Below are 21,136 nucleotides of genomic sequence, written 5' to 3' on the forward strand. Positions count from 1 at the left end.
CTAAGAGTATTCGATTGAAAGGATCAGTTTAAATGAGCCTGACACAACGTCTGAATGAGGTGGTGCAGGCCACCAAAGACCTCACCCAAGCCGTCCGGGAAACGTACTCCAAACATGATGAGCAGATCGAAGAGATTATGAAGGTTGCGCCAGACCTGCGCCGGACCTTCTACGTGGATGCCGTAAATGGTGACAATAGCAATGATGGAACACAGGAAAATCCGCTCAGGACGCTTCGCAAAGCCTTTGACCTTGTGCCGCGCCATGGCAGAGGGTTCATTTACCTTCTAAGTGACTATCATATGAATGAACCGGTCATTGCCAGAGATTGCCATATCAATCTGTATGGTGATGAGAGCAATCACCGCAAGATTACCTTTGGATCTTACATCCATGTCAGTGGGGGAGAAGAATCCACCGCGCTCAACGGTTTCCGATGGTATGGCTCAAGCTACATCAATTTCTGCTTTCTGGACTTTAGGTTGCCAACAGTTCCACCAGAATATGCAGGCCTTTCCTCAAGCTCCTATCTGGCCCTTGTTTCGTGCTCGACGTCTGTTCACACGGGCAATCAGGGTGTGACGTTCCGTTTTGGAAACATTCACATACCCACAGTTGAGGAAGGTACTCCGGCAGGACACATTCTCGCACACTTTGGGCCTGTTGGCGTTTTCTTCTCTGCCATGACAGCCTCTGGCGCTAATCTTAAAGACCATATCAGCAGGAATGATAATCCGGCTTCCTACGTCATGAACATCCCACTTGATGAACTGCCCTAAGCTTCTGCCACATTCCTATTTTGACCCTCTATCACGAGTGTAAAACCATGTCTGATTACTATGAACAACCTGAAGGCCAGAGCCTCAGTCTGAAGCATGCAGGCCGATCGTTTATTGCCTGGAGCGAAGCCGATTTGAAAGCTGCTGGTGTGCCTCAAGCTGCCATTGATGGAGCTAAAAAAGGAGCCCGTCTCACAACCATTAAAGCTGAATGCCGCAAGCGCATTTATGCGCAGGCCAGTGCAGAGACCCAAATGAATATGGCGACAGCTGCTGCTGCCGTTGCCGGTAAAGTACACACTGAACGAAGCGCGGAGGAAGCGGCACTTCTAACCAGCACAAAGGCTGCACTGGATTGGGTGGGCGCTATGCGGGCTAAGGTGGTTGAGCTGGCTGAAGATCCAGACATCAACTTCACGTTGGATGCGAGCTGGCCGGAGTGCCCGCCTGAAGTGGTTGCGCTGACAGAGCAGTTTTAAGTCACTTCTCTTCCCTTTTGAGTTTCATTCGTATCCGGTCCTGTGAGGCCGGTTTTTTTATGGAGAATTGAATGGCTGATGTCAGCTTTCACCACGGGGTGCGGGTCTTTGAATCTGCTGAAAACCCCATTCTCATTGAGATTGCCCAAACCTCGACCATTGCTCTGATCGGCACTGCTGAAGGAGCCGATGCTGAAACCTTCCCCCTGAATGAACCGGTGTTGCTTTTGGGGGACCAGAGCAAGGCAGCTAAGCTTGGGGACGGCAACCTGCGCGATGGTGTTGATGCGGTGTTCAAACAGGTGGGAACCTACGTGTTTGTGATCCGTGTTGCGGAAGGGGCAGATTCTGCCGCAACACTTTCCAACGTGATCGGTGAAGCCTCCGCGCTCACAGGCATCCATGCGCTCAAAAAATGTCAGCCAGCGCATGGTCTGATACCGCGCCTGATTGCCATTCCTGGCTTTACGGGCAGCTTTGAAGATAAGGGCCTGCAATCCATCAATGTGACAAATGGAGGTGCCGGTTACACCGATACCACAACAGTTACAATTGCAGGTGATGGCACCGGGGGAGAGGCAATTGCAATGGTCTCGGAAGGGGCAATCACTGAGGTGGTGGTTACTAAGGCTGGTTCTGGTTACACCAATGCGACAGCCACCTTCGCCGGAGATGGCAACGGAGCAACTGCGACCGTTAATATCGGTGCGGTTGGTGATCCGGTGATTGCCGAGCTTGGCGGTGTTCTTAATGAACTTGAAGCGATCGGCCTTGTTGATGGGCCTGATAGCACTGACCAGGACGCGGTGAACTTTAAGAAAGTAAATGCCCACCCGCGTATCTACATAGTCGATCCGAAGGCTGGTGATTGGGACACGGATATCAACGCCAACCGGTTTAAGCCAGCGGCACCTTATTTTTGCGGTGTGCAGGCGAGAACTGACCGCACACATGGGTTTTGGTGGTCGCTCTCCAACAAGCCAATCAACGGCGTGACGGCGGTATCTCGCCCAATCGCATATGGCCCTCAGACCGATTATCTCAATGAAAACGGCATTGCCACCATCATCAATGATGGGGAAGGGTTTAAGACCTGGGGTAACCGGCTTTCTGGTGGGGATGATCTTTGGCGGTTTATGGCGGTGCGCCGTACCGCTGATTTCATCAATGATGCCATTCGTAGTGCTTACATGGAGTTTGTCGACAAGCCGTTCTCCAAAGCCAACCTGCGGTTCATGGTTGAGAGCGGGAATGCCTTCATGGCCAAGCTCAAGGCAGAAGGGGCAATCCTTGGTGGCCGGGTCTGGCTGGACATGGAGCGCAACACCAATGAAGCCATGGCAGGCGGCAAGATCACACTGGCGGTGGATTTTGAGCCGCCAGCTCCCATGGAAGACATCCGCTTCATCGCTCACCGCAACATCACTTACTACACCGAGCTTTTGAACGGTGTTCTGACCACCTCCGTTTAAGGAAATCCCATGAAAGAGACCCCGCAATACATCTTGCGCAACTGCACCATTTTCGTGGATCGCGATTCCAAAGTGGGCAATGCAAGTGAAATCACCATTCCAAAGCTCACGGTGAAAACTGAGAGCCTGCGCAATGCTGGCATGATCAAAGAACGTGATGTAGTCCTTGGCTATGAGAAGCTGGAAATGAGTTTCAAAATGACGGCCTTTGATCCTGAGACGTTGAAACTCTTCGGGCTAGCTGCTGGGGTTGAGAAGGACTTTCTTGCCACCGGCGCGCTTGTTGATGAAGACGGCACCACCCATAGCGCAACCTGTTACATGCGCGGTTTCCTGCGTGAAGTTGATGCCGGTGGCTGGAAGCCTGGCGATAAAGCTGAGACCGATTACCAGGTCTCTGTCCATTCAATGAAACTGGAGATCAATGGGGCTCCCATCGTTGAGATGGACGATTTCGACGTGAAGATTGGCGGTGTGTCGCAATATGACAGCATCCGCAGCGCTCTCCAGCTGTAAGGGATCAAGATGAATCAGATCACCGTAAAACTACAGGTGCCCGTTGAGCATGACGGGCGGACCTACAACGAGCTGGTCTTCCGTGAACCTACAGTCGCAGACATGATCACAGCAGAGAAGTTTGAAAAAGAAACTCTGGAAAGCAATGCAGTGTTGCTGGCGGCTATGGCTGATGTCAGCCTTCCGGTCATCAAGCGCCTGAAAGTTTACGATTACAACGCTTGCGATACGCTCACAGTTCCATTGTTCCTTCCACCAGACAAAAGGCCGGGTGAGGGTGAAGACCCAAACGTGGAAGCGGTGACGGAAAAGCCCTAAGCTGGCTCCAGGTGGCGGCAGAGATTGCCGCCCACCTTTCCACTCCGCTCAGCCACGTGGAACAACTGTCACCGCAAAAAGCCATCGACTATTTTTATGAAGCCCAGAGGATCAAGCGGGAAGCTTTTGAGACCTCTCTGCGGTAATTGAAGCAAACTGGAGCACGCCATGCGCAAAATTGAAACCCAATTGAACCTGCGCGTGGTCTCCAATATGACCCGCGAGTTTCAAAAGGCCACGGGTGCAAGCGCGCAGGCCGCTAAGAAGTTTTCTGAACCCTGGGTGCGTGAGGTCAAGGCCCTTAACAGCAAAATGAACCAGCTCGGCGACTTCAAGAAGCTGGAAGGCCAGCTGGACAGCCTGAAGAGCAAAACCAAAGCAGCTTACGACACGCTCTCAGGACGGCGCGAACAGTTGGCTGGTTTGAATAATCAGGCGGCGTTACTGGCCGGATCTTATGAAGCGGCAAGTGAGCGGGTGAGGCAGCTTGCTGACCGCATGCAGCGCCTTAAAGCTCAGCAGGCTGAAACCAGCAAACAGCTGGCGAGCAATCAGGCAGCGCGAAAGGCTCTGGAAGAGCAGATGCGCGCAGCCAAAAAAGCCAAAGAGCCGATTGATGGCCTGAAAGCTGCTATTGCCGAGTTAAAGGCAGAAGAGCAGGGCCTGAAAGCAACTCGGGCTGCGCAGAAAGAACAGCTGACCGCGCTTAATACTGAAACTAACGAGGCTGGACAGGAAGCCAAAACCCTTTCCAAGCAGCTTGCCAGCACAACGCGCGAAGTTAAGAAAGTTGGCCGGGCTTATGACCAGGCCGAGGAGGGTGCTGAAAAGCTCTCCAGAGAGACCAGGAAGGTTTCCAAGTCTCTTACAGACATGAAGGCTGGTCTGCGCTCAGCTGGCATGAACGTGAAGGACCTGACTGCTGAAGAGCGTAAGCTCGCCGCTGCAATGGATAAAACCAGTGAAGCGATTGATGCGCAAAATACCAAGCTCTCTCAGCAGAAGAAGGCTGCACAGGTACGCGAGCAAAAGCAGCAGGCTATGAAGGGTAAGGCTGTTAAGGCAGCAGCTGCTGGTGCTGGCGGTGCCGCCGCTTTTTATGCCAGCCGAAATGCTTTGCTAGCGATGTATAACCCGGTTGATGTTGCGGTCGATGTAGAAGCCGCCTTTGCAGATGTGAAGGCAAAAACAAACTTTACCGATGAGGCGGAAGAAAAGAAGTACAAGCAAGCCACCATCGACATGTCGACCAAGATTGCCATGCCACTGCTTGAGCTGTTTGCCTTGCAGGCTGCTGGCAGTTCAGCTGGTATTGCCAAGGAAGATTTGCAGCAGTTTACCTCGCTTGCAGGTAAGGCCGGAGTTTCCTTTGATATTGATGGCGCGCTTGCCGGTGAAGTGCTGGCGAAGACCAGAACGGCACTCGATACCGACCTTGAAGGCCTGACCGATTACGTGGATGCGGTGAACCACCTTTCCAACCAGACGTCCTCGGCAGCACCAGATCTGCTTAACTACTTCTCCCGTGTGGCTGGCAGCTTTGAGAAGGCGGGGTTTACTCAGAACCAAACACTAGCACTTGGCTCGTCCATGATAGCGAGTAATTTTGCTCCGGAGGTTGTTGCCACCACCTTTAAGAACGTTACCAAGACCCTGACCGGCGCGGATACGCTCAGCAAAGACAAGCGTGAAGCCTTTGATGTGATTGGACTTGATCCTGTTCAAGTTGCGAAGGACATGCAGGTTGATGCTTTTGGCACTTTGCTCAAAGTGGTTGAAAAGCTTGGAGAGGTGGAAGAGTATCGCCGCCTCGCCATTGAGCGGCAGCTCTTTGGAGAAGAAGCAAACGCCTTTGGTGGTTTGACCAAAAACGTCCAGCGCCTGAAGGATACATACAAGCTGGTTGAAAGTGATGGCCAGTACGATCCCAAAGATGACTATGCTGGTTATCGTGGCTCTGCTGAAGCGGAATATGCATCCAAGGCCGACACCACAGCGAACGAGCAACAGCTGCTTGTGAATGAGCTTTATGCTCTTAAAGCTGAGTTTGGGGAGACTATGCTGCCCATTGTGCGGGCTGTCTCCAGAAGTATCCGTGAGTTCCTCGCTCCACTTCGTGAATGGGTGCGTGAGAACCCGGATCAAGCCAAGCTTGCTGGCACCATTGCAGCTGTTGTAGCCGGACTGGTTGCCGTAGGCGGGGCACTGACTGCACTGGTTGCTACTGCAACGGTTGCGGCGTTTGGTCTTAAGATGGCCACCAGTACCATCAAGGGGCGTCGCGCTTCCAGTCTGCTAGGGGAGGTGTTGCTTGGTGAGGGCATTGATGGTTCTGGTCAGAAGTCCGGCTCAGCAGTGAAAGGGAAAAAAGGGCTTTGGGGAGCAGTTGGTGGTTTCCTCGGCAAGGCCGGGAAATTGACCGGTGCTGTAACCGGGGCGCTTGCTTACAAGGAAGTTGCTGAAGCCACCGGCAATGGGCTTGATTGGGCGGCAGGAAAGGCATTTCCGTCGCATGCCGAGGCTGGTCAGAAGGCGGATCTGCTTCAGCAAAAGCAGGATGAGTATTGGGCCACACGTGATGACTGGTGGCAGCGCTATAACCCGCTGGCGGAAACACCAAAAGAGCTAACTGCAATCCGCGATCAGATCTATGGACCACGCGAAACCAAAACCCAGAGTGCATTTTCCGGAGACCTGGCGACAGCTAAGGAAAAACTGGCATTCATTGACGATAAGATTGCCAAGGTAAAGGGCACGCCTTTAGAGGCATCTCAGCTCATGACCCTGACCAGGGCACGTGACCAGCTGACACAAACCATTGCAAAGCTGGAGAAGGAGTTGCAAGCCTCTCAGATTGCCCAGGCTCTGCAACAAAAGGCCGATCAGATTAAAGCGGTGGCCGTGCAAATGGCCACGCCTCAGGCTAAGCCTGTGCCGGCTTTTGCAAGGGGCGGTGTAACAGGGCGAGGGCCAGCATTGGTTGGTGAGCGGGGGCCGGAATACATCTGGACCGAAAAAGGCCAGTATGTTTCCAACAACACTCAGCTGAAGCAAATGCGTGCACTTGCGGCCTCTGCTGCGATTGCAATGCCCATTGGTCTTTCTTTACCTCAACCACCGGCACAGGCGGCTTTGTTCACCCCTCCAGCCGTTCAGCAGCAAGGGGCTGGTGGGTCAGCTCGCAGTGCACCAGTGGTTGGTGAGCTTCACGTGCATGTATCTGGTGGCAGTGGCAGAGATGCGCGCTCACTGGGCAAAGACGTGGGGCGTGAGACCGTTAAGGCGATCCGTCAATACCACTCAGATGGTGGCATTTAAGCGGGAAGCCTTCTTCTTAAAAAATCAAGTTGGAAGGGGCTGCTATGGCTGGACCTATTCCCATGGCGCTGGGGCCGTTTATGTTCCACGCGCACGGCTTTGGCTACACTGAGCTTGAACGATCACTGGAAACCCGTTGGTCAACTTTGGAAACTGCCGGGCGCATGGATGCCCAGCAGTGGACGGGACCAGGCTCTGAAACCATCCGCATCAATGGTGTTTTGTTCCCGCAGGAGTTTGGTGGGCAAACAACGCTTGATGGTGTGCGCCGCGCTGCCAAGCAGGGCGTGCCACTCATGTTGGTTTCCATTGGAGGCCGGGTGTTTGGCACTCACACCATTCAAGGGGTGGAAGAGGCGCAAAGCCTTCATAGCCGGATCGGTACGCCTGGGCAAAATGAATACTCAATCGAGCTGCTGGCTTATCCAAGTAGCTTTTTTAATGTGATTGGGGCAGTCGCTTCAATCTTCTAACGCGGTTTGTGAGGCAGCTATGGCGGAACTGATTGAAGTGGATATGGATCGTCCGTTGGATCTGATCTGCTCTCGATATTACGGGCACACAAAAGGCAGTGTTGAAGCGGTGCTGAACAAGAATGAGCACCTTGTGGGAATTGCTCGGATGGTACCGCGTGGAACCAAAATCTCCATGCCGGTACTAGGTCAGAACGGAACAGCGGCCACGCTCAAACTCTGGGATTAGATCATGCGGCCAAGCGTAAAAGTTACCATTGATGGCAAACCGGTCTCAGGTCTATTTCTGCAGCGTTTGATTTCCATTCGTGTGGTGGACCGGGAAGGAACACGCTCAGATACTGTTGATCTTGAGCTGGAGGATGGACCGCCTTTTGTCGCCCTGCCAAAACCGAAAGCCAAGATCAAGGTTTGGATGGGCTATGCCACACATGGCCTAGTGTACAAAGGTGAGTATACGGCCAGCGAAGTTGAAGTGCAGTGCTTACCCTATCTTCTCAACGTGCCTGGAACGGGGGCAGATGTGACTGAGGAGCTGAAGACCCAGAAAGAGCGCCACTTTGATAACAAGTCCGTCAAAGACATTGTAAAGCAGATTGCCGGTGAGCATGGTCTGAAGCCTGTCATTGATGATGGTGTTGCCGCCCACGTTTATGAGTGGCTTGGTCAACAGAGTGAATCGGATATGCATCTTCTGGAGCGCCTTGCCCGGCGTCATGGAGCGCTGTTTGCGATCAAAGATGGCCGGCTCGTTTTTGCTGAAAAAGGCACAGGCAAAAGCGCAAGCGGTAAAGAACTGCCGGTTCAAACCATCTTGCCCGCCCAAATCATTGAAGGCTCATGCCGGGTGCGGTTTGGCGACCGTGGTCGCTATAAGACGATTAAAGCCTATTATCAGGACCCGAACAAAGCCCGTCGCGTTGGAGTGGAGGCAAAAGGCGATAAAGACGGGAAGGGCACTTACAAGATCCGTGAGACCTTCAGCTCAGAAAGCGAGGCAAAAGAAGCTGCCAAAGCACGAGCGAAAGAGCTTTTGCGCGGTGAGGTGACTGCAGCTGCCACAATCGAAGGCAGGCCCGATTTTCTGGCGGGGCAACCGTTCATTTTTGCTGGGGTTCGCCCTGGCGTAGATGGGCTGGAGTTCATCGCCGAAAGCGTGACGCACACCTACTCAAAAGGCGGTGGTCTGGTGTCTGAAATTGAAGGTAGGGCCAAGGCGGCATAGTATAGGCTTTACAGGTTCACCGTAGTTTTCAGAGCAAGGAGCTACGAGAACCAGCCGAAGTTGAACCCAATCAGAATTAGGATCACGATGGAAAGCCCGATTGAGGCTATTGCCAGTTTATCTTGCGTTGACATGATTGTGCTCCTATATTGAAAGCCAAGTAGTCCCCCTGTGCTAGAGAGGGACTACCGGCTTCAGGTTACCAATGGTGTATGATGTTCACTAGGAGCATCAAGCCCACGATAATCTGAAGGAGAATTGCTAGAAGCTGTAACTTCATTTCGCTTTTCTCCTTGTGGTGGGGATGGGGCATCCATCCCCTTCACCACACATAACAACATACTGCATTTTGCAGGTTTATTCAGCTCCTGGTTGCGTCATCCGCAACTAATCCACCCGCCCACCGAGGCGGGTTTTTTATTGGAGTAGTTCCCATGAACATCACTGAACATGAGCGCGTGGAAGGCTTTGAGGCCTTCTGCAAGGGCCTTGGCTTGCGCCATTTTTCACCCCGTGAGCTGCTGAGCAAGGGGAAGGCGCATGAGACACCGGGGCATCGTGGTTTCGGCCTCAATGCTGATCCCCCGCCAGAACTCTGGGCCAATGTTATCCCCGCCATCACCATGGCGGATAGAATGAGAGAACACTTCGGGCGACCGGTTGTCATTCTCTCTGCCTACCGCAACGCAGTCTACAACGTGGCTATTGGTGGAGCCTCCCGTAGTCAGCACCTGAAGTTTAGCGCCTTGGATCTGAGCTGTCCGGGCATCACTCCGCAAGCCTGTTTCGACTGGCTCAACATCCAGCGCGATCGCGGCGCGTTTTGCGGAGGCCTCGGCCTTTACCGCAGTTTCGTCCATGTGGATGGGCGCGGCACCAACGCCACCTGGATCAACACCTGATCATCCAACTTCAATCCTGAAAGGACATTTCTGATGCAACGGATCTTTTCCCTTGCAATGGGCCTGTGCGCCCTTTGCTGTGCGCTTCTCAGTTTTACCAGCGCTGTATGGGCGGCAACTGAGGCCAGTTACACCATCGACCTTGCTCCTCTTGCAGATGCCGTCCTGCCAACGCTGATCGCATTGCTGGGAGCACTCGTCTCTGCCGTTCTGGCATGGGCCGGTCGCTTGCTGCACCGATACGTAGGCGTATCGCTGGATGAACGTCATCGCAAAACTCTGGAAGAGATTGTCGTTTCCAAACTGCGCCAGATGTTGACCGATGCCTATGAGGGCAACCGGGCCTCTATGCGCATCCACTCCAGATCCCGGCTTGTGGCTGAAGTTGCCGGCTACGCGGCCAGAAAAGCACCGGACGCCATTCGCCACTTCAAACTACAGCCTGCAGATCTGGCGGAGTTCGTCTCCGGACGTGTGGGGCCCAAAACCCTGCAGAAGATCCAGCAGGGCACGCGGACAACCGGGCAGGGCAGCACATGAGCCAGTTACTGCGCCTCGTCCTCAAAGCTCTGGCTGAGGCGATGTTCGACCGCCTTGACCAGAAACGCACGCAGGCCCGCACCGATGAGCTCATCAAAACGGAGGTGCATCATGACTTTGAACAGCAGGCCAGAGCGGCAGAGGCATCCGCTCATCAGGCTCAGCTGGAGCATAGCCCTGATGACCTGCCTGAGCGCCTGCGCAAGCACGGGCTCTGATCCGCCCGAACCTACCTCAAGCTATCACTGGCGCTTCCCAACCCCAACACTTCAGTCCTACAGCCTTACATACTCCGCCGGGGTTGCGCAGGAGCTGGAGAACCTGCCGCGGCATTCAAAGCTGCGACAGATCACGGCGCACTATCAGGCCCTGCGGCGGGCTGTGTGCGCGATCGACACATGGCAGCAACCGGCTTGCCAAATTCTGAAAGGTTCCCATGAAACATCTTCTGACAGTCATCCTGTGCCTGACGATCTGGGCGGGCACACAGCAAGCATTGGCCAAGAGCCGGACGTTGCCCGGGCCTTACACCGCCAAGATCATCAAGGTGATTGATGCCGACACCGTGCGTGTGGACGTGGAAGTCTGGCCGCTGGACTTCAAGCGCGTAGATGTGCGGCTGGAGGGCGTTGATACGCCGGAGAAGCGCAGCACGGGCTGCTCAGTGTTCTATGGCGGCAAGGCAGCGGATGTGCCGGCGCATATCAAACAGCGGGAGAAGCAATTGGGCCTTGAGGCCACGGAGTTTGTAAAGGCCCATGTAAAGCCACAGGACACGCTGTTGCTGACTGCTGTGAAGCTCGGCAAGTACGCTGGTCGCGCCGTCGGCAGGCTTGCTCTGAGTGATGGCAGGGATCTGGCAGAGCTCCTCATCCAGAACGACCATGCGGTGCCCTATGACGGCGGCACCAAGGCCGCGCCCTGGTGTCTGGATCAGTAGGCAAGCATACCTGAAGGATGCTTAGACCTGGCCTCCCCAAAGGCCGGGTTTTCTTTTGAAGATTGGAAGCACAATGAGTGACCCACTACACGCTTTTCTGGGAATTAAACTTGTACATGTTTCGGCAGGCTTCTTCGGTGGTTTGGTGCGGGCAATTGTTTCTTCAAAGGAGGAACGAAAAGATGGCTGGCTCCTCTGGCTCTTAAGAACTGTTGGGACAGCAATTGTCGGCGCTTTATTTGCCGGTCACCTGACGCCCATAGCTGCACCCTTTATCTCCAGTTGGTCTAACGTACGCGACGCCAGTGTGGAAGGAGCTACAGGGTTTGTTTTGGGCTTGTGCGGTTTGGCGCTGTCCGAGGGGCTCGTCAAGATTGCACGGCGCTGGCGTGAGAATCCCAAGATCCCAAAGGTTGGAAGCTAAGTCGTTTGGCGACCTTCTAGTACGAAGGTTTGGCAATACGTAAAAATCCTAAAACATCGTCGTGTGCAGCCCTTATTTACTGAAAACATTACATTAATGACGCAGAGGAAGAATCAGATATGCATGCTGCGTCGAATATTGGTCTAAGTGATTTATTTGACTGAATTATTTTATTCTAAAATGGGTGTTAAGATATGGGTTATCACGTCGGTGATCACAACAACAATGATATTCATGGCAATGAAGAAAACGATGAAATTTGGGGCCTAGGTGGCAATGATATGCTTTACGGTGAGGGCGGCGACGACCTGATCTACGGCGGCGAAGGCAAAGACTATATTGAAGGCGGTTACGGCTACGACAGAATGTCAGGTGGCGATGATGATGACGCTCTGCACGGTGAGCAGGGCAATGACTATCTTTACGGTGATCAGGGAGATGATTATCTGGATGGCGGTAGCGGTAACGATCGCCTCTATGGTGGAACTGGCAGCGATACCTTGTTTGGCCGCGGTGGTAACGATCTTCTCGATGAGAAAGGTACGCAAGGCACTGACAGGCTCTATGGCGGTGATGGGGACGACTGGCTAGTCAGCTCCACGGGAGCTCATTCTTATCTATCTGGAGGAGCAGACAACGACCACATCGAATCCTATGGCAATAACAACACTATTGATGGTGGTACAGGCAACGACGTTATTGTCGTGGATGCGGCTGTGAGCAGAAACAAAGTCACTGGTGGTGAAGGTGATGACTATATCCTTTCAAAAGGCACTCATGCGACCATTGATGCTGGAGAAGGTGTCGACACAATCGTATCTATTGGTAACGACGCCGAAATATCCGGTGGTTTAGGAAATGATACGATCTTCACCGATGGGCTGGATGCACTCATCGACGCGGGTGAGGGCAATGACATAATTCACTCACGGGCTGGCACTGCAGTGATCGAGCTTGGAGCTGGTGACGACGAGCTCAAACACTATGAGAATGGCATTGTAATCGTTCGGGACTCTGGTGGAGCACAAGACCGGATCATACTTGAGCAAACTGTCGGAGCTGATTTGGCCTTCTTCAAAGTAGGCAATGACCTCTTCGCTTCATCTCAGGATGATTTTGCAGATGGACAGCTCAATTCTGGCGTGATCTTAGCAGATTTTTACACCAGCGAGGAACATGTGAATTTCGTCTTTGGTAGCGACGGTCAAGGTTATGATCTGAGTGGCTTCCTTCTCTGATGATAAGAGGGACCCACCCAAATCATTTTTGGGTGGGTCTATGCCGGATGGCCGATATTTGCGTGTTTGCTGGAATCCCCACTCCAAACGATAGGCGGCGGAAGCGTGAGAGCGTGAGCGGGTAGGAAAACCTCTGAGGTCAAAAGGGCTTCGAGAGCGTTGAAGTCTTTACGCAGATCATCACCGGCCAGATAGGACTGTTTGACCTGCTCGGATGATTGACCGGGCAGGAACTGGGCGACGTTATCAAAGTAGCCACGTTGTTCCATCCATTCGAGCTTGTAGTCTGGATCGTTCATTTTCCGCTTCACACCGTAAAGATGATCCAGCTCCTTCTGCGCGGCGTCCACGTGCAGCTGATAGACGGCACGGTCTTCCGGAGTTTGTGCCTGCGCTAGATTGCTCTGAGCCTTGGCAAGACGCTCTTTATCCTGCTGGATCCATCGGGGCATCATGTCCTGAACCGCCTGATAATGTGCCGTGGCTTCATCAAGATATTTCATGTTTCTGTCGAAGCCGTCTTGTGTGGTTCTGATCCAGCTGTCCCGCACCTCCGGGCGTTCCATCCACTCTTCAAAGGTAACAAGCTGTGCATGCACCTGCTGCCCGTTCTCAATGGAAAAACCATTGCTAAAATACTGGCTTAAATGATCAATCTGCATTCCGCCTCCGAGAAAATAGTGGGGCATTTGAAAATGAATGATGCCGTAAAATCAGGCACCACTCTGAAAAAAAGCTTGTATTAATCTTGCATGCATCAAGGTTCACCCAAAGCGCTCTTTTGGCCTTACCAACAACTGGGAGCAGGGCAGATCCGCTCGCTTGCAGAGCTTGTAATGAGCGTCATTTAAATCCGCTCATGCTTTCAAATTTTAGGGGCTCAAAAGTCTCTCAAACACACAAATGCAACCATCATAAAATGCGCGGGTGTAGGTAAAAGGCATGTACACCTTAGATTGAAACAGGGCTTGGCAGGGGAGCGCGGCGAAACTTAGGGTTGGGCCGCAGTACCGCAACAACTCCAGAAAAACCAAGAATAAGGAAACTGGAAATGTTACTCCCTATCAATTACGGCTCTGTTTTGGAATGTGCGCAAAGTTTTGTGTTGGCCACTGAGAAGACGCTGAATGTCTATGCTTATGGTGATCTTAAGTTCCGCTCAGGAGAGAAGATCGCGAGCCTCGATGATCTCAGAACCACTGACGCGTTCACGGATCAGCTGAAAGAAGCCAAATCACTTTTGACGTCTCTTACCAAAGACACTTACACCGTTTCAACCGTTGGTGTGTTTGGCATGGCGGCAGCTCCGGGCAATCCATGCATTGGCATCATTGAAAACAGACCGTTTGTGCTCACCGATTGCTCAGGCTTTATCAATCATGTTGTCTCTCATGTGTGTGGAGGTGTCGGCGCGGCTCTTGATGCGAAGGGGGATAGGAAACTCGCAAATGTTTATGCCGCACAGGCATCAGATGAGTTTTTCATCAAGCAAAACATCACGGCGCATGATGACTGTACGGTCAACACCGGCCCGTTTTACATCGCGCGAGGCTCCATACTGGCGTGGTCTTTAAAGCAAAACAATGATACCGGGCATGTGATGGTGGTTGCGGAAGATACGGTGCTTCACACCACGGGGGCCACTCAGTATCTGAGCATTATTGATTGCAGTGATGTGCGCGCTGATGGATCTTCCGGCGTCAGCCAACGAACCATTTCCATGAAGCCCAATGACAGCAAATGGCAGGTTTCACTCAAGGGTCATGCAGTGCCAGACAACGAAGTTGAGCACATCAATGTTCTAAGGCTTAAATGACTTTGCTCCAGACCGCAGCCAACGTGGTTTGGCTGTGGTTGCAGGATGCTTATATCCATGACCAGATAATGTTCCATTCTGCAAATTGAGAAAAGTTATTAATTGATAGAACGCCCAGAGTAAAAGGCACTAGAAGCTCGAAGAACAAGCTAAAAGCACTTCGTAGTAACTTCATAGACCTTTGCGTTTTAACAACACGGTTTAACTGCTCTAGCCTAGCATTATGTGCATCTTCGTCGAGCGATACATCAAGGTCTCCGCTCGAAAATTTTATCCATTTATCAGATTCATTCTTCTTGAATTCTTCAGATAAATTATTAAGGCGTGTTTCATATGCTTGAATAAACTTAATTGTAAATAGCTTATACAGTAAATAGGCCTGAATAATTAGGAGAACAACTGCGCTATCTCTCAACAAAAATAGTATTTTTTCTCCGTCAGTTTCAGATACAAAACCACTTGGTAGGGTAAAATTCATATCATAACGTACCATCAAAAAAGATATCACCGTTAAGACAATAATCGACTTCCGAAGAGATTTTTCGTCAGCATCACTTAGTTGCGTAAAGAGCACTTCTTACTTACCCCAACTTCAAAGTTTTCATCATCAACATCATTAATTTTTTGCTCTGCTCCGGGGTATAACTTCCATTATTTATCTCATCATAGAAATCACTCAGAGTTTGCTGCATTTCGATTGTTTCTCCTCTCTCAAGGCGCTCCGCAACAAAGCGAGTAAGTTCACATAGCTTAATTGTCTCAGTTCCCTTTGGGGTAAGCGGAGCATAGATGTCGTCTCCAATCCGATTGATATGTTCTTCATACTCATCAAAATGCGGATGCACGATCGAGAATGCGCCACTAGACCTTGGGTACTCCACCATTGCTTCTCGGGTTAAAACCGCTTTCGCGTTTTTTCGCCCATTGCAGGTTGAACAGGCAACAGCAAGATTACGTGGTGTAAACATGAACCTTGCGTCTGTACTGCGACAAACAATGTGCTCTACATGCTGTACAAATGCGTTGTTTGTAATTTCACGATCACAGTAGCAACAACGGCCATTTTGCTGACGCAAGTAGTGTGCCCTGATAATTGCAACAATCGGTCTAACCTCATCGGCTCCCCAGTAGTTGCTGTCTAGATCACTATTCTCATAAGCATCAATGACTGCTCGATGGTCTTCGTTAAACGAGACGGCCTCTTCAATCATTTGCCCCCTCCGATTTTAGCGCTAGCAGTGAAGCAATAATTTCTCTGGAGCCTTCATCTTCAGGTACCAACGGAAGAATGTGCTCCAGCTCGTTTAGTAAGTTTTGAAATGCAGGCGTAGATTGCTTGTTGTCCGTAAGCATTGACAGGCACTTCACAACTCGTTCTTTGACAAAAAGATTGTTGTTGGATCCAGTGCCAAATGCCTCGATCAAAAGTTGATCGATTGACTTCTTGGTGATGTCTTCTGCGTGAATGGATCTCGTGTTTTCTCCTGCTAAACTGACGATCGTCGAGTTTTGGGCTGGTAAACTGCTAAGCACGAGTGGGGAATGAGTGGCAAAAATAAACTGAGCAGGAAGGAAGTCCTCGAAAACATCATCCAGAATAGAAATATAGTTTTCCTGCCATTCTGGATGAAGACTAACTTCGGGTTCATCTATCAAAAACAAGGTGTCTTGGTGCCAAGTGCTAGCAACATTCAGAATGTTTGAGAACATAGTGAGTTCACCTGAACTCACATTAGATAACGAGATTAAACCACCATCCGTTTTATTAATCTCGATATCTGAAATAGTAAGGAAGCCCAATCTCAAAAATGTGGAGAGAGCTTCTATTGCCTCAGACTCCCAGTTATCATCCATAAAATTGCAATCGAAGTTCGACCTAAAATCGAAACCTTCATCTCGTTTGCCTGTTATTAAGTTTAGCAGAAGCTCAGAGAGGCGTTCAATATCCTCGCGTTCCAATATCGAGCTTTTATAACTGCCTCCGATCAGGCTACTATTTTTGTTATGCTCTTCTTCGTAAGTTCTTATTTTCTCAAGCTTATATGAGGGACTCTCGTTTCCTAATAAAGCATCAAAAATAAACTCATTTCCCGAAAAGAAAGTAGCTGTGTAGGTTAGGTGTGGCTGATAGCCGAGTGTGTTAAACACCCTTTTAAGTTTCTCTTTATTGCTTAAGAAGCGAAATATGTTGAGGTTCTGATTAAATAAAAGGTTCAAAAAGCCACTGAAGGAATCAGGTGTTATGTTGTAACTCGGAGCGTGAACGTATTTGTTGTAAATGTCTAAAACCATACGATCGTCAGGATGTTTACCGCGGTTCAGATCATTATACAGTTTATTGAATCGGCTGTGACTCGCATTGCTTATGGCCGTTATATTGCTTGGAACAGGTATATCAAAAGCATCAACGTTTTTCCCATCACGTCTTGCATTCACAATGAAAGGATATTGGAAGAAGACCTCATAAATACTTCCATTGTAATAGTATTTTATTCTTCTGAGATCTGTCCCAAATTGAGAGTTTAAATCTCTGTTCCGAAGTCTGATATGTAAAAAAGCGGTAATGATTGAGGTGAGCAGAAAACTCTTTCCAGCACCATTTCTTCCAATGACTACCGTATACTGATTGTGGTGCAGCTGCTCTAAATTTGAAAGCTGAGCGGTGGTATAGGCGCTTTGATCGACGTCGCTCACACTAAGTACTGGCTTACTGCTAGTGTGAATGTGTTCGGGAAAAAGTGGAGTGGTCACTCCTTGGTTGATTGGATACTCAACTTCAAGCAGTCGAAATGTCATCGGGCAAATCCAAATTTAAGAAACTTAAAGTTGTATATTCTTGATGCGTGCCGCATTCAATCCATATTCATTTATGGTTCAGCGTTCTTCCGAGACATTGCAAAAAGCCCCGCCAAAGTGACGGGGCTTTCTGGTTATCGTTTGATTGGGATTGGCCATGCTTCGTACCCGTAATCGTGGGCATCTAGCAGGCGGTCGGAGTTTTTGACCCGACGAAAACGGCGGTAGATGAAATTGCCTTTGGGCGTGGCAGGACGCTTTGTGTCAGACATAGTGCTGAACTCTCTTTTTTAGGGGCACCAAAGTTGTTGCCCCTAAACGCCCTGTCAGCTAGACTAGCTGATGTGTAGGGGGCTTTAAGGACCATCACCTTTGGTACTATTAAAGTTTCTCAAAAGCGGTTTCCTCGCCAAAGGGAACCGCTTTTCTTTTGATAGTGTTTTCTTCGCGTAGCTTATTGCAGCAACGAGAACTAAGGTTGCACATTGCACTTCCTTCAACAAGAGCGTTGATGGGAACGTTAGCTGTTAGACTCCCAATAATCCACAACAAAAGGTGCGTGTTTTTCCTATCTCAAAGTATGTGACTAGTTGTGTTGAGGTGAGGGGCTAGATCCAATCATATAAAGTACTTCGAAAATATTCTGATATCACTGTGTAATTATTGTGTAATTATTGTGTAATCATTGCATAATTATTATGTAATCATAGTGATACTATTTTGGTATCATTTTGATATCATTAATACATCATTTTGATGCCGTTAGTACTTCGTTAAACCATATGAGTTGATGACTAATGTGCTTGTGTTCATTGACGCAAAAGTGTGCTGCTCTTACAAGGCTCTAACTCCACTTATCCCACCTCCCTTGACAACCTTCCCATCCTCCGTCAACCTGTCCACGCTCATCTGAAAGCGGTGAGCCGGGTTTAGCAGCTCGCGTATGCACAAGGCGTCACCGCGCCAAAAAACCGTTCTTTTTGAGCGCGTTTTTTGTTGCGTCTATGGTCAGGCGCTATGGGAGGCTTCGGCCTGCCGGTTTACCTTGTGCACCGGTCTGCTAACCCGTGGTGTCTGGCCGCCATTTTAGCAGGTGACGCTCAGACTAACTCCATGCACAAGGGAATTAGTCATGACAGAATTTTCCCGGAATACCTCACTTCAAGCCCTTTCCTCCAGTCATTCGGCATTGCTGAGCCTCGCAGCGCGCATCGAGGGGCTGTTTCAGGCTCTGGGGCATGTCTCCAACGAGATCTCCAGCCCAAGCCCACTGTGGAACGCAGCCGTTGCCTTGCAGGATGAACTCTCCGAGCGTCACGGCGATCTCATCAAAGAACTGGATGTCATGGAGCGCAAAATCAGCTCTTTGAACCGGGGAGGGCAGGCATGAGCGCGCTCACCATCTTCGACTTTGAAGACCACAGCCTGCGCACATGGGCAGACGAGGGCCTGTTCTGGTTCATCGCCAGAGATGTCTGTGCTGCGCTGGATATCAAGAACAGTCGGCAGGCTGTCACCAAACTTGACAGCGATGACGTTCGTGTCATTTCAAATGACACGAACGCGGGCAAGCGGCAATTTACAGCGGTGAATGAAAGCGGTCTCTACTCGCTCATTTTTGAATCCCGCAAGCCAGCGGCCAAAAAGTTCAAAAAATGGGTGACGGCAGAAGTGCTGCCCGCGCTGCGCCAGTCCGGCACCTACTCCATGGGCCCCACACCGCAAAAGCAGCAAGGGCCAGACGCAAAGCAGGTGCTGCTGGTCAATGAGATGAACGCCCGCGCCAATCTGCTCAAAGAAGCGCGCTACATCTATGGCCGCGAGGCCGCCATGACCCTGTGGGACAGGCTCGGCCTGCCGGATATCGCAGGCGAGGGCGTCAACCAGCTGGCCGGCACCGCCGCCGATGATCCCGAAGGCTGCCTGACCCACCTGATCAACTTCACCTGCGGCAAAAACCTCTCCGTCCGCATTGCCCTGGCCTTCGCCCTGTCAGATGACGTCGGCGCCCGCCGCATGGAGCAACTGGGCATCAAACTCCGCCCCCAGGCCTACCCCGACGGCGTCGCTATCGCCTACGATCACGAGTACCTGTGGGAGGTCTTCCGCCTCACCCAATGGCACGGCAACTGGAAACTCGCCCTGCAAAAACTGCTAGGCGCCCACCAATCCCAAAACGCCATCACCATAGACGGCAAGCAGCGAAGGGCAGTGATACTGCCCCTCGCGCTGGTGGAGAGTTATGTCGGCTGAAGAGAAGCCTCACCACCTGTTGGGGTGGTGGGGGTTAGTCCGGGAACACACAGTTTGGATCATCTCTCAACAGATTCACTGGTACATCTCGACCACATACACTGACGCCGGGTGAATATCGTTTGGAAAGAGCCTCAGTATAATCAGATCCGGCCCCAGCAGCTATGTCATTGCTGAAAAACTCTGCGGTGGCATTAACAAAACCAATAAAAGATTGAGGGTTAACTGGCGCCATTGCTTCCATTAAAGCATCAGTGCAATTCGTTTGATTTGGAACTCCGTCGACAACGTCCGTCCATAAGTTCGAGATAGCTGCTCCAATATCACCTACATCTTGCTCCCATTCATCCAATGGAATTCGAGCAAGCCCATAGCTAAAGTCGGCTAGTTGCTGGGAGCCGTTCCCGCGAACTCCCACAGAACCATCCCAACCAGTAACAGACGATGCCTGGCCCAATGCTTCAGAGACAACAGAGACAGGGCTCTGCCCTTGTCCAGTCCCGGCCATGCAAGACGCTAGCACTACGCGTTCTGGTTTTGCATTCGGAAAAGCTTGATCGAGAGCACGACCAAATTGGTCAGCAGTAAACTGACCAATAGCCCCACAGTTCCCATGGGCGTGCACCCAGAGATCTGTAGTGTTTTCAAAGGGTGGAGAATTTGGAATTAGGGAGAAAACTTGACCAACTGCATCCATAAAATAAAGATTGTCGTACTGGTTGGTTGCGGTCAGCCAATGCACAGTGAAAATACCGAGGGGATAAACATCTTGGCAGATGTCAGCTTGCACCAAAATTGATCGCTGTGCTGAGGCATTTTGGATACCTAACATAGCTGCAAAAGCCGTCGCAGCCAGAGCCAATTTCATTCTTTTCTTTATTAGAGACATTTTTCACTCCTTTTCTTGTCCACTAGAAGACGAGGACGGGGAGTGATCGTGAGCCAGCCCTTTTAGAGCTGGCAAACAATGCATTAAAGCGTTCTCACGCTATTTGCGACAGCGGCTCTTCCATTCGCAGGCACGGTTCGGAGTGAGTTTGTTTTTGTATCCCACTTCCTTCATCGCGGTCTCAATCGACAGGTTGATCTTTTTTGGTAAGACCTTTGGCAACTTAGTGGTTTTCGCAAGCCGTAGCAGATCACCTTTGCGCACCTCATTGCGACGCAGCAAGTAAGAGGTTCCTCTCTGACATTCCCAATCGCCACCGTACTCACGTGTTACCGGGTTATAGCTGTTGCTTGGGTAAAGGAAGCAAATCCTGGTACTGGACTTCTTCTGTTCAATTTTCCAAAAGCCGGGCAGAACGTATTTGTTTCCCGGATAAACGAGATAGGTCCGGCCATTTGGAGCAAAATACTCATACTGTGTTCCGTGCCGCCGATCATAAGATTTAGATGTGGAACCGGACATCAGTTTGTGAAACTCTTTCGCATCCTCAGTGTACTTCGCCTCGGGAGACCACCGCTCCTTAAAACACTTTCCAGTGCCATCGCACGTTGTGTTACAGCCAGATAGGCCAATTGCCATCAACGCAAACGCAAAAAAAGTCTTCATAAATTCGTTCCACCACCAAAAATAACTTCTTTTCCGTTGCTTAGCATAGTCACTTGTGACGAGATAGATCGTGCAATTGTTTTGCTTATAAT

At 50.8% G+C, this 21,136-nt stretch carries 25 protein-coding genes; 18 read left to right on the forward strand and 7 right to left on the reverse strand.

Annotation, left to right across the window (positions count from 1 at the left end):
* Positions 1–32: 32 nt before the first annotated feature.
* From PSE_RS14900 to PSE_RS27815, 15 genes are all read left to right on the forward strand, one after another.
* The gene (locus tag PSE_RS14900) at positions 33–779 is read left to right on the forward strand and encodes a hypothetical protein (RefSeq protein ID WP_014285617.1); all 747 of its coding nucleotides are present in this window, start codon (positions 33–35) and stop codon (positions 777–779) included.
* A gap of 47 nt (positions 780–826) precedes the next feature.
* Positions 827–1,258 (forward strand): hypothetical protein, encoded by a 432-nt coding sequence (locus PSE_RS14905; protein WP_014285618.1) that lies wholly within the window; start codon positions 827–829, stop codon positions 1,256–1,258.
* A gap of 71 nt (positions 1,259–1,329) precedes the next feature.
* Positions 1,330–2,730, forward strand: coding sequence for a phage tail sheath C-terminal domain-containing protein (locus PSE_RS14910; RefSeq protein ID WP_014285619.1), 1,401 nt, complete (start codon positions 1,330–1,332; stop codon positions 2,728–2,730).
* 9 nt (positions 2,731–2,739) lie between these two features.
* The gene (locus PSE_RS14915) at positions 2,740–3,246 is read left to right on the forward strand and encodes a phage major tail tube protein (RefSeq protein ID WP_014285620.1); all 507 of its coding nucleotides are present in this window, start codon (positions 2,740–2,742) and stop codon (positions 3,244–3,246) included.
* Positions 3,247–3,255: 9 nt separating this feature from the next.
* A complete protein-coding gene (locus tag PSE_RS14920) occupies positions 3,256–3,564 on the forward strand; it encodes a phage tail assembly protein (RefSeq protein ID WP_014285621.1) in 309 nt (102 codons plus the stop codon).
* 168 nt (positions 3,565–3,732) lie between these two features.
* On the forward strand, positions 3,733–6,882 hold the full coding sequence (locus tag PSE_RS14925; RefSeq protein ID WP_014285623.1) for a phage tail tape measure protein: 3,150 nt from the start codon (positions 3,733–3,735) through the stop codon (positions 6,880–6,882).
* Positions 6,883–6,926: 44 nt separating this feature from the next.
* Positions 6,927–7,355: a phage tail protein gene (locus tag PSE_RS14930; RefSeq protein ID WP_014285624.1), complete on the forward strand. Its 429-nt coding sequence runs from the start codon at positions 6,927–6,929 to the stop codon at positions 7,353–7,355.
* 19 nt (positions 7,356–7,374) lie between these two features.
* Positions 7,375–7,584, forward strand: coding sequence for a tail protein X (locus tag PSE_RS14935; protein WP_014285625.1), 210 nt, complete (start codon positions 7,375–7,377; stop codon positions 7,582–7,584).
* A 3-nt stretch (positions 7,585–7,587) separates the two neighbouring features.
* Complete coding sequence (locus PSE_RS14940) at positions 7,588–8,580, forward strand: phage late control D family protein (protein ID WP_014285626.1); 993 nt, start codon at positions 7,588–7,590, stop codon at positions 8,578–8,580.
* Positions 8,581–9,014: 434 nt separating this feature from the next.
* Positions 9,015–9,482 (forward strand): D-Ala-D-Ala carboxypeptidase family metallohydrolase, encoded by a 468-nt coding sequence (locus PSE_RS26750; RefSeq protein ID WP_014285627.1) that lies wholly within the window; start codon positions 9,015–9,017, stop codon positions 9,480–9,482.
* A 33-nt stretch (positions 9,483–9,515) separates the two neighbouring features.
* Positions 9,516–10,022 carry a hypothetical protein gene (locus tag PSE_RS14950; RefSeq protein WP_041768555.1) on the forward strand — a complete coding sequence of 169 codons (507 nt, stop codon included), beginning with the start codon at positions 9,516–9,518 and terminating at the stop codon, positions 10,020–10,022.
* Positions 10,019–10,240 (forward strand): hypothetical protein, encoded by a 222-nt coding sequence (locus tag PSE_RS14955; RefSeq protein WP_014285629.1) that lies wholly within the window; start codon positions 10,019–10,021, stop codon positions 10,238–10,240. The genes PSE_RS14950 and PSE_RS14955 overlap by 4 nt, the downstream gene beginning before the upstream one ends.
* A gap of 218 nt (positions 10,241–10,458) precedes the next feature.
* On the forward strand, positions 10,459–10,962 hold the full coding sequence (locus PSE_RS14960) for a thermonuclease family protein (protein ID WP_014285631.1): 504 nt from the start codon (positions 10,459–10,461) through the stop codon (positions 10,960–10,962).
* Positions 10,963–11,035: 73 nt separating this feature from the next.
* The gene (locus tag PSE_RS14965; protein ID WP_014285632.1) at positions 11,036–11,386 is read left to right on the forward strand and encodes a hypothetical protein; all 351 of its coding nucleotides are present in this window, start codon (positions 11,036–11,038) and stop codon (positions 11,384–11,386) included.
* A gap of 194 nt (positions 11,387–11,580) precedes the next feature.
* Positions 11,581–12,624, forward strand: coding sequence for a calcium-binding protein (locus PSE_RS27815; RefSeq protein WP_014285633.1), 1,044 nt, complete (start codon positions 11,581–11,583; stop codon positions 12,622–12,624).
* Between the two features lie 38 nt (positions 12,625–12,662).
* Here PSE_RS27815 and PSE_RS14975 read toward each other — a convergent pair whose 3' ends face one another.
* Entirely contained in the window at positions 12,663–13,286 is a 624-nt protein-coding gene (locus tag PSE_RS14975) for a hypothetical protein (RefSeq protein ID WP_014285634.1), read from the reverse strand.
* A 389-nt stretch (positions 13,287–13,675) separates the two neighbouring features.
* Between PSE_RS14975 and PSE_RS14980 the strand changes: the two genes are divergently transcribed.
* Positions 13,676–14,440 carry a hypothetical protein gene (locus tag PSE_RS14980; RefSeq protein WP_014285635.1) on the forward strand — a complete coding sequence of 255 codons (765 nt, stop codon included), beginning with the start codon at positions 13,676–13,678 and terminating at the stop codon, positions 14,438–14,440.
* A gap of 49 nt (positions 14,441–14,489) precedes the next feature.
* On the opposite strand, the gene PSE_RS14985 is transcribed toward PSE_RS14980, so the two are convergent.
* The 4 genes from PSE_RS14985 to PSE_RS27390 form a co-directional block, all read right to left on the reverse strand.
* Positions 14,490–15,014, reverse strand: a complete 525-nt coding sequence (locus PSE_RS14985; RefSeq protein ID WP_041768557.1) for a hypothetical protein — start codon at positions 15,012–15,014, stop codon at positions 14,490–14,492.
* 7 nt (positions 15,015–15,021) lie between these two features.
* Positions 15,022–15,651, reverse strand: coding sequence for an HNH endonuclease (locus PSE_RS14990; RefSeq protein ID WP_051125918.1), 630 nt, complete (start codon positions 15,649–15,651; stop codon positions 15,022–15,024).
* Positions 15,644–17,236, reverse strand: coding sequence for an AAA family ATPase (locus PSE_RS14995; protein WP_014285637.1), 1,593 nt, complete (start codon positions 17,234–17,236; stop codon positions 15,644–15,646). Before PSE_RS14995 ends, PSE_RS14990 begins: the two co-directional genes overlap by 8 nt.
* A 134-nt stretch (positions 17,237–17,370) precedes the next feature.
* On the reverse strand, positions 17,371–17,508 hold the full coding sequence (locus PSE_RS27390; protein WP_014285638.1) for a hypothetical protein: 138 nt from the start codon (positions 17,506–17,508) through the stop codon (positions 17,371–17,373).
* Between the two features lie 860 nt (positions 17,509–18,368).
* Here PSE_RS27390 and PSE_RS15000 point away from each other — a divergent pair.
* Positions 18,369–18,626, forward strand: a complete 258-nt coding sequence (locus tag PSE_RS15000; RefSeq protein ID WP_041768559.1) for a hypothetical protein — start codon at positions 18,369–18,371, stop codon at positions 18,624–18,626.
* Positions 18,623–19,489 (forward strand): Bro-N domain-containing protein, encoded by an 867-nt coding sequence (locus PSE_RS26990; protein WP_014285640.1) that lies wholly within the window; start codon positions 18,623–18,625, stop codon positions 19,487–19,489. Before PSE_RS15000 ends, PSE_RS26990 begins: the two co-directional genes overlap by 4 nt.
* A 34-nt stretch (positions 19,490–19,523) precedes the next feature.
* Here the strand turns inward: PSE_RS26990 and PSE_RS15010 are convergent, their stop codons facing one another.
* Together PSE_RS15010 and PSE_RS26755 are read right to left on the reverse strand one after the other, a co-directional pair.
* A complete protein-coding gene (locus PSE_RS15010; protein ID WP_014285641.1) occupies positions 19,524–20,378 on the reverse strand; it encodes a hypothetical protein in 855 nt (284 codons plus the stop codon).
* 99 nt (positions 20,379–20,477) lie between these two features.
* On the reverse strand, positions 20,478–21,044 hold the full coding sequence (locus PSE_RS26755; RefSeq protein ID WP_014285642.1) for a hypothetical protein: 567 nt from the start codon (positions 21,042–21,044) through the stop codon (positions 20,478–20,480).
* Positions 21,045–21,136 lie beyond the last annotated feature (92 nt).

The sequence above is a fragment of the Pseudovibrio sp. FO-BEG1 genome, assembly GCF_000236645.1.
GTDB lineage: Bacteria > Pseudomonadota > Alphaproteobacteria > Rhizobiales > Stappiaceae > Pseudovibrio.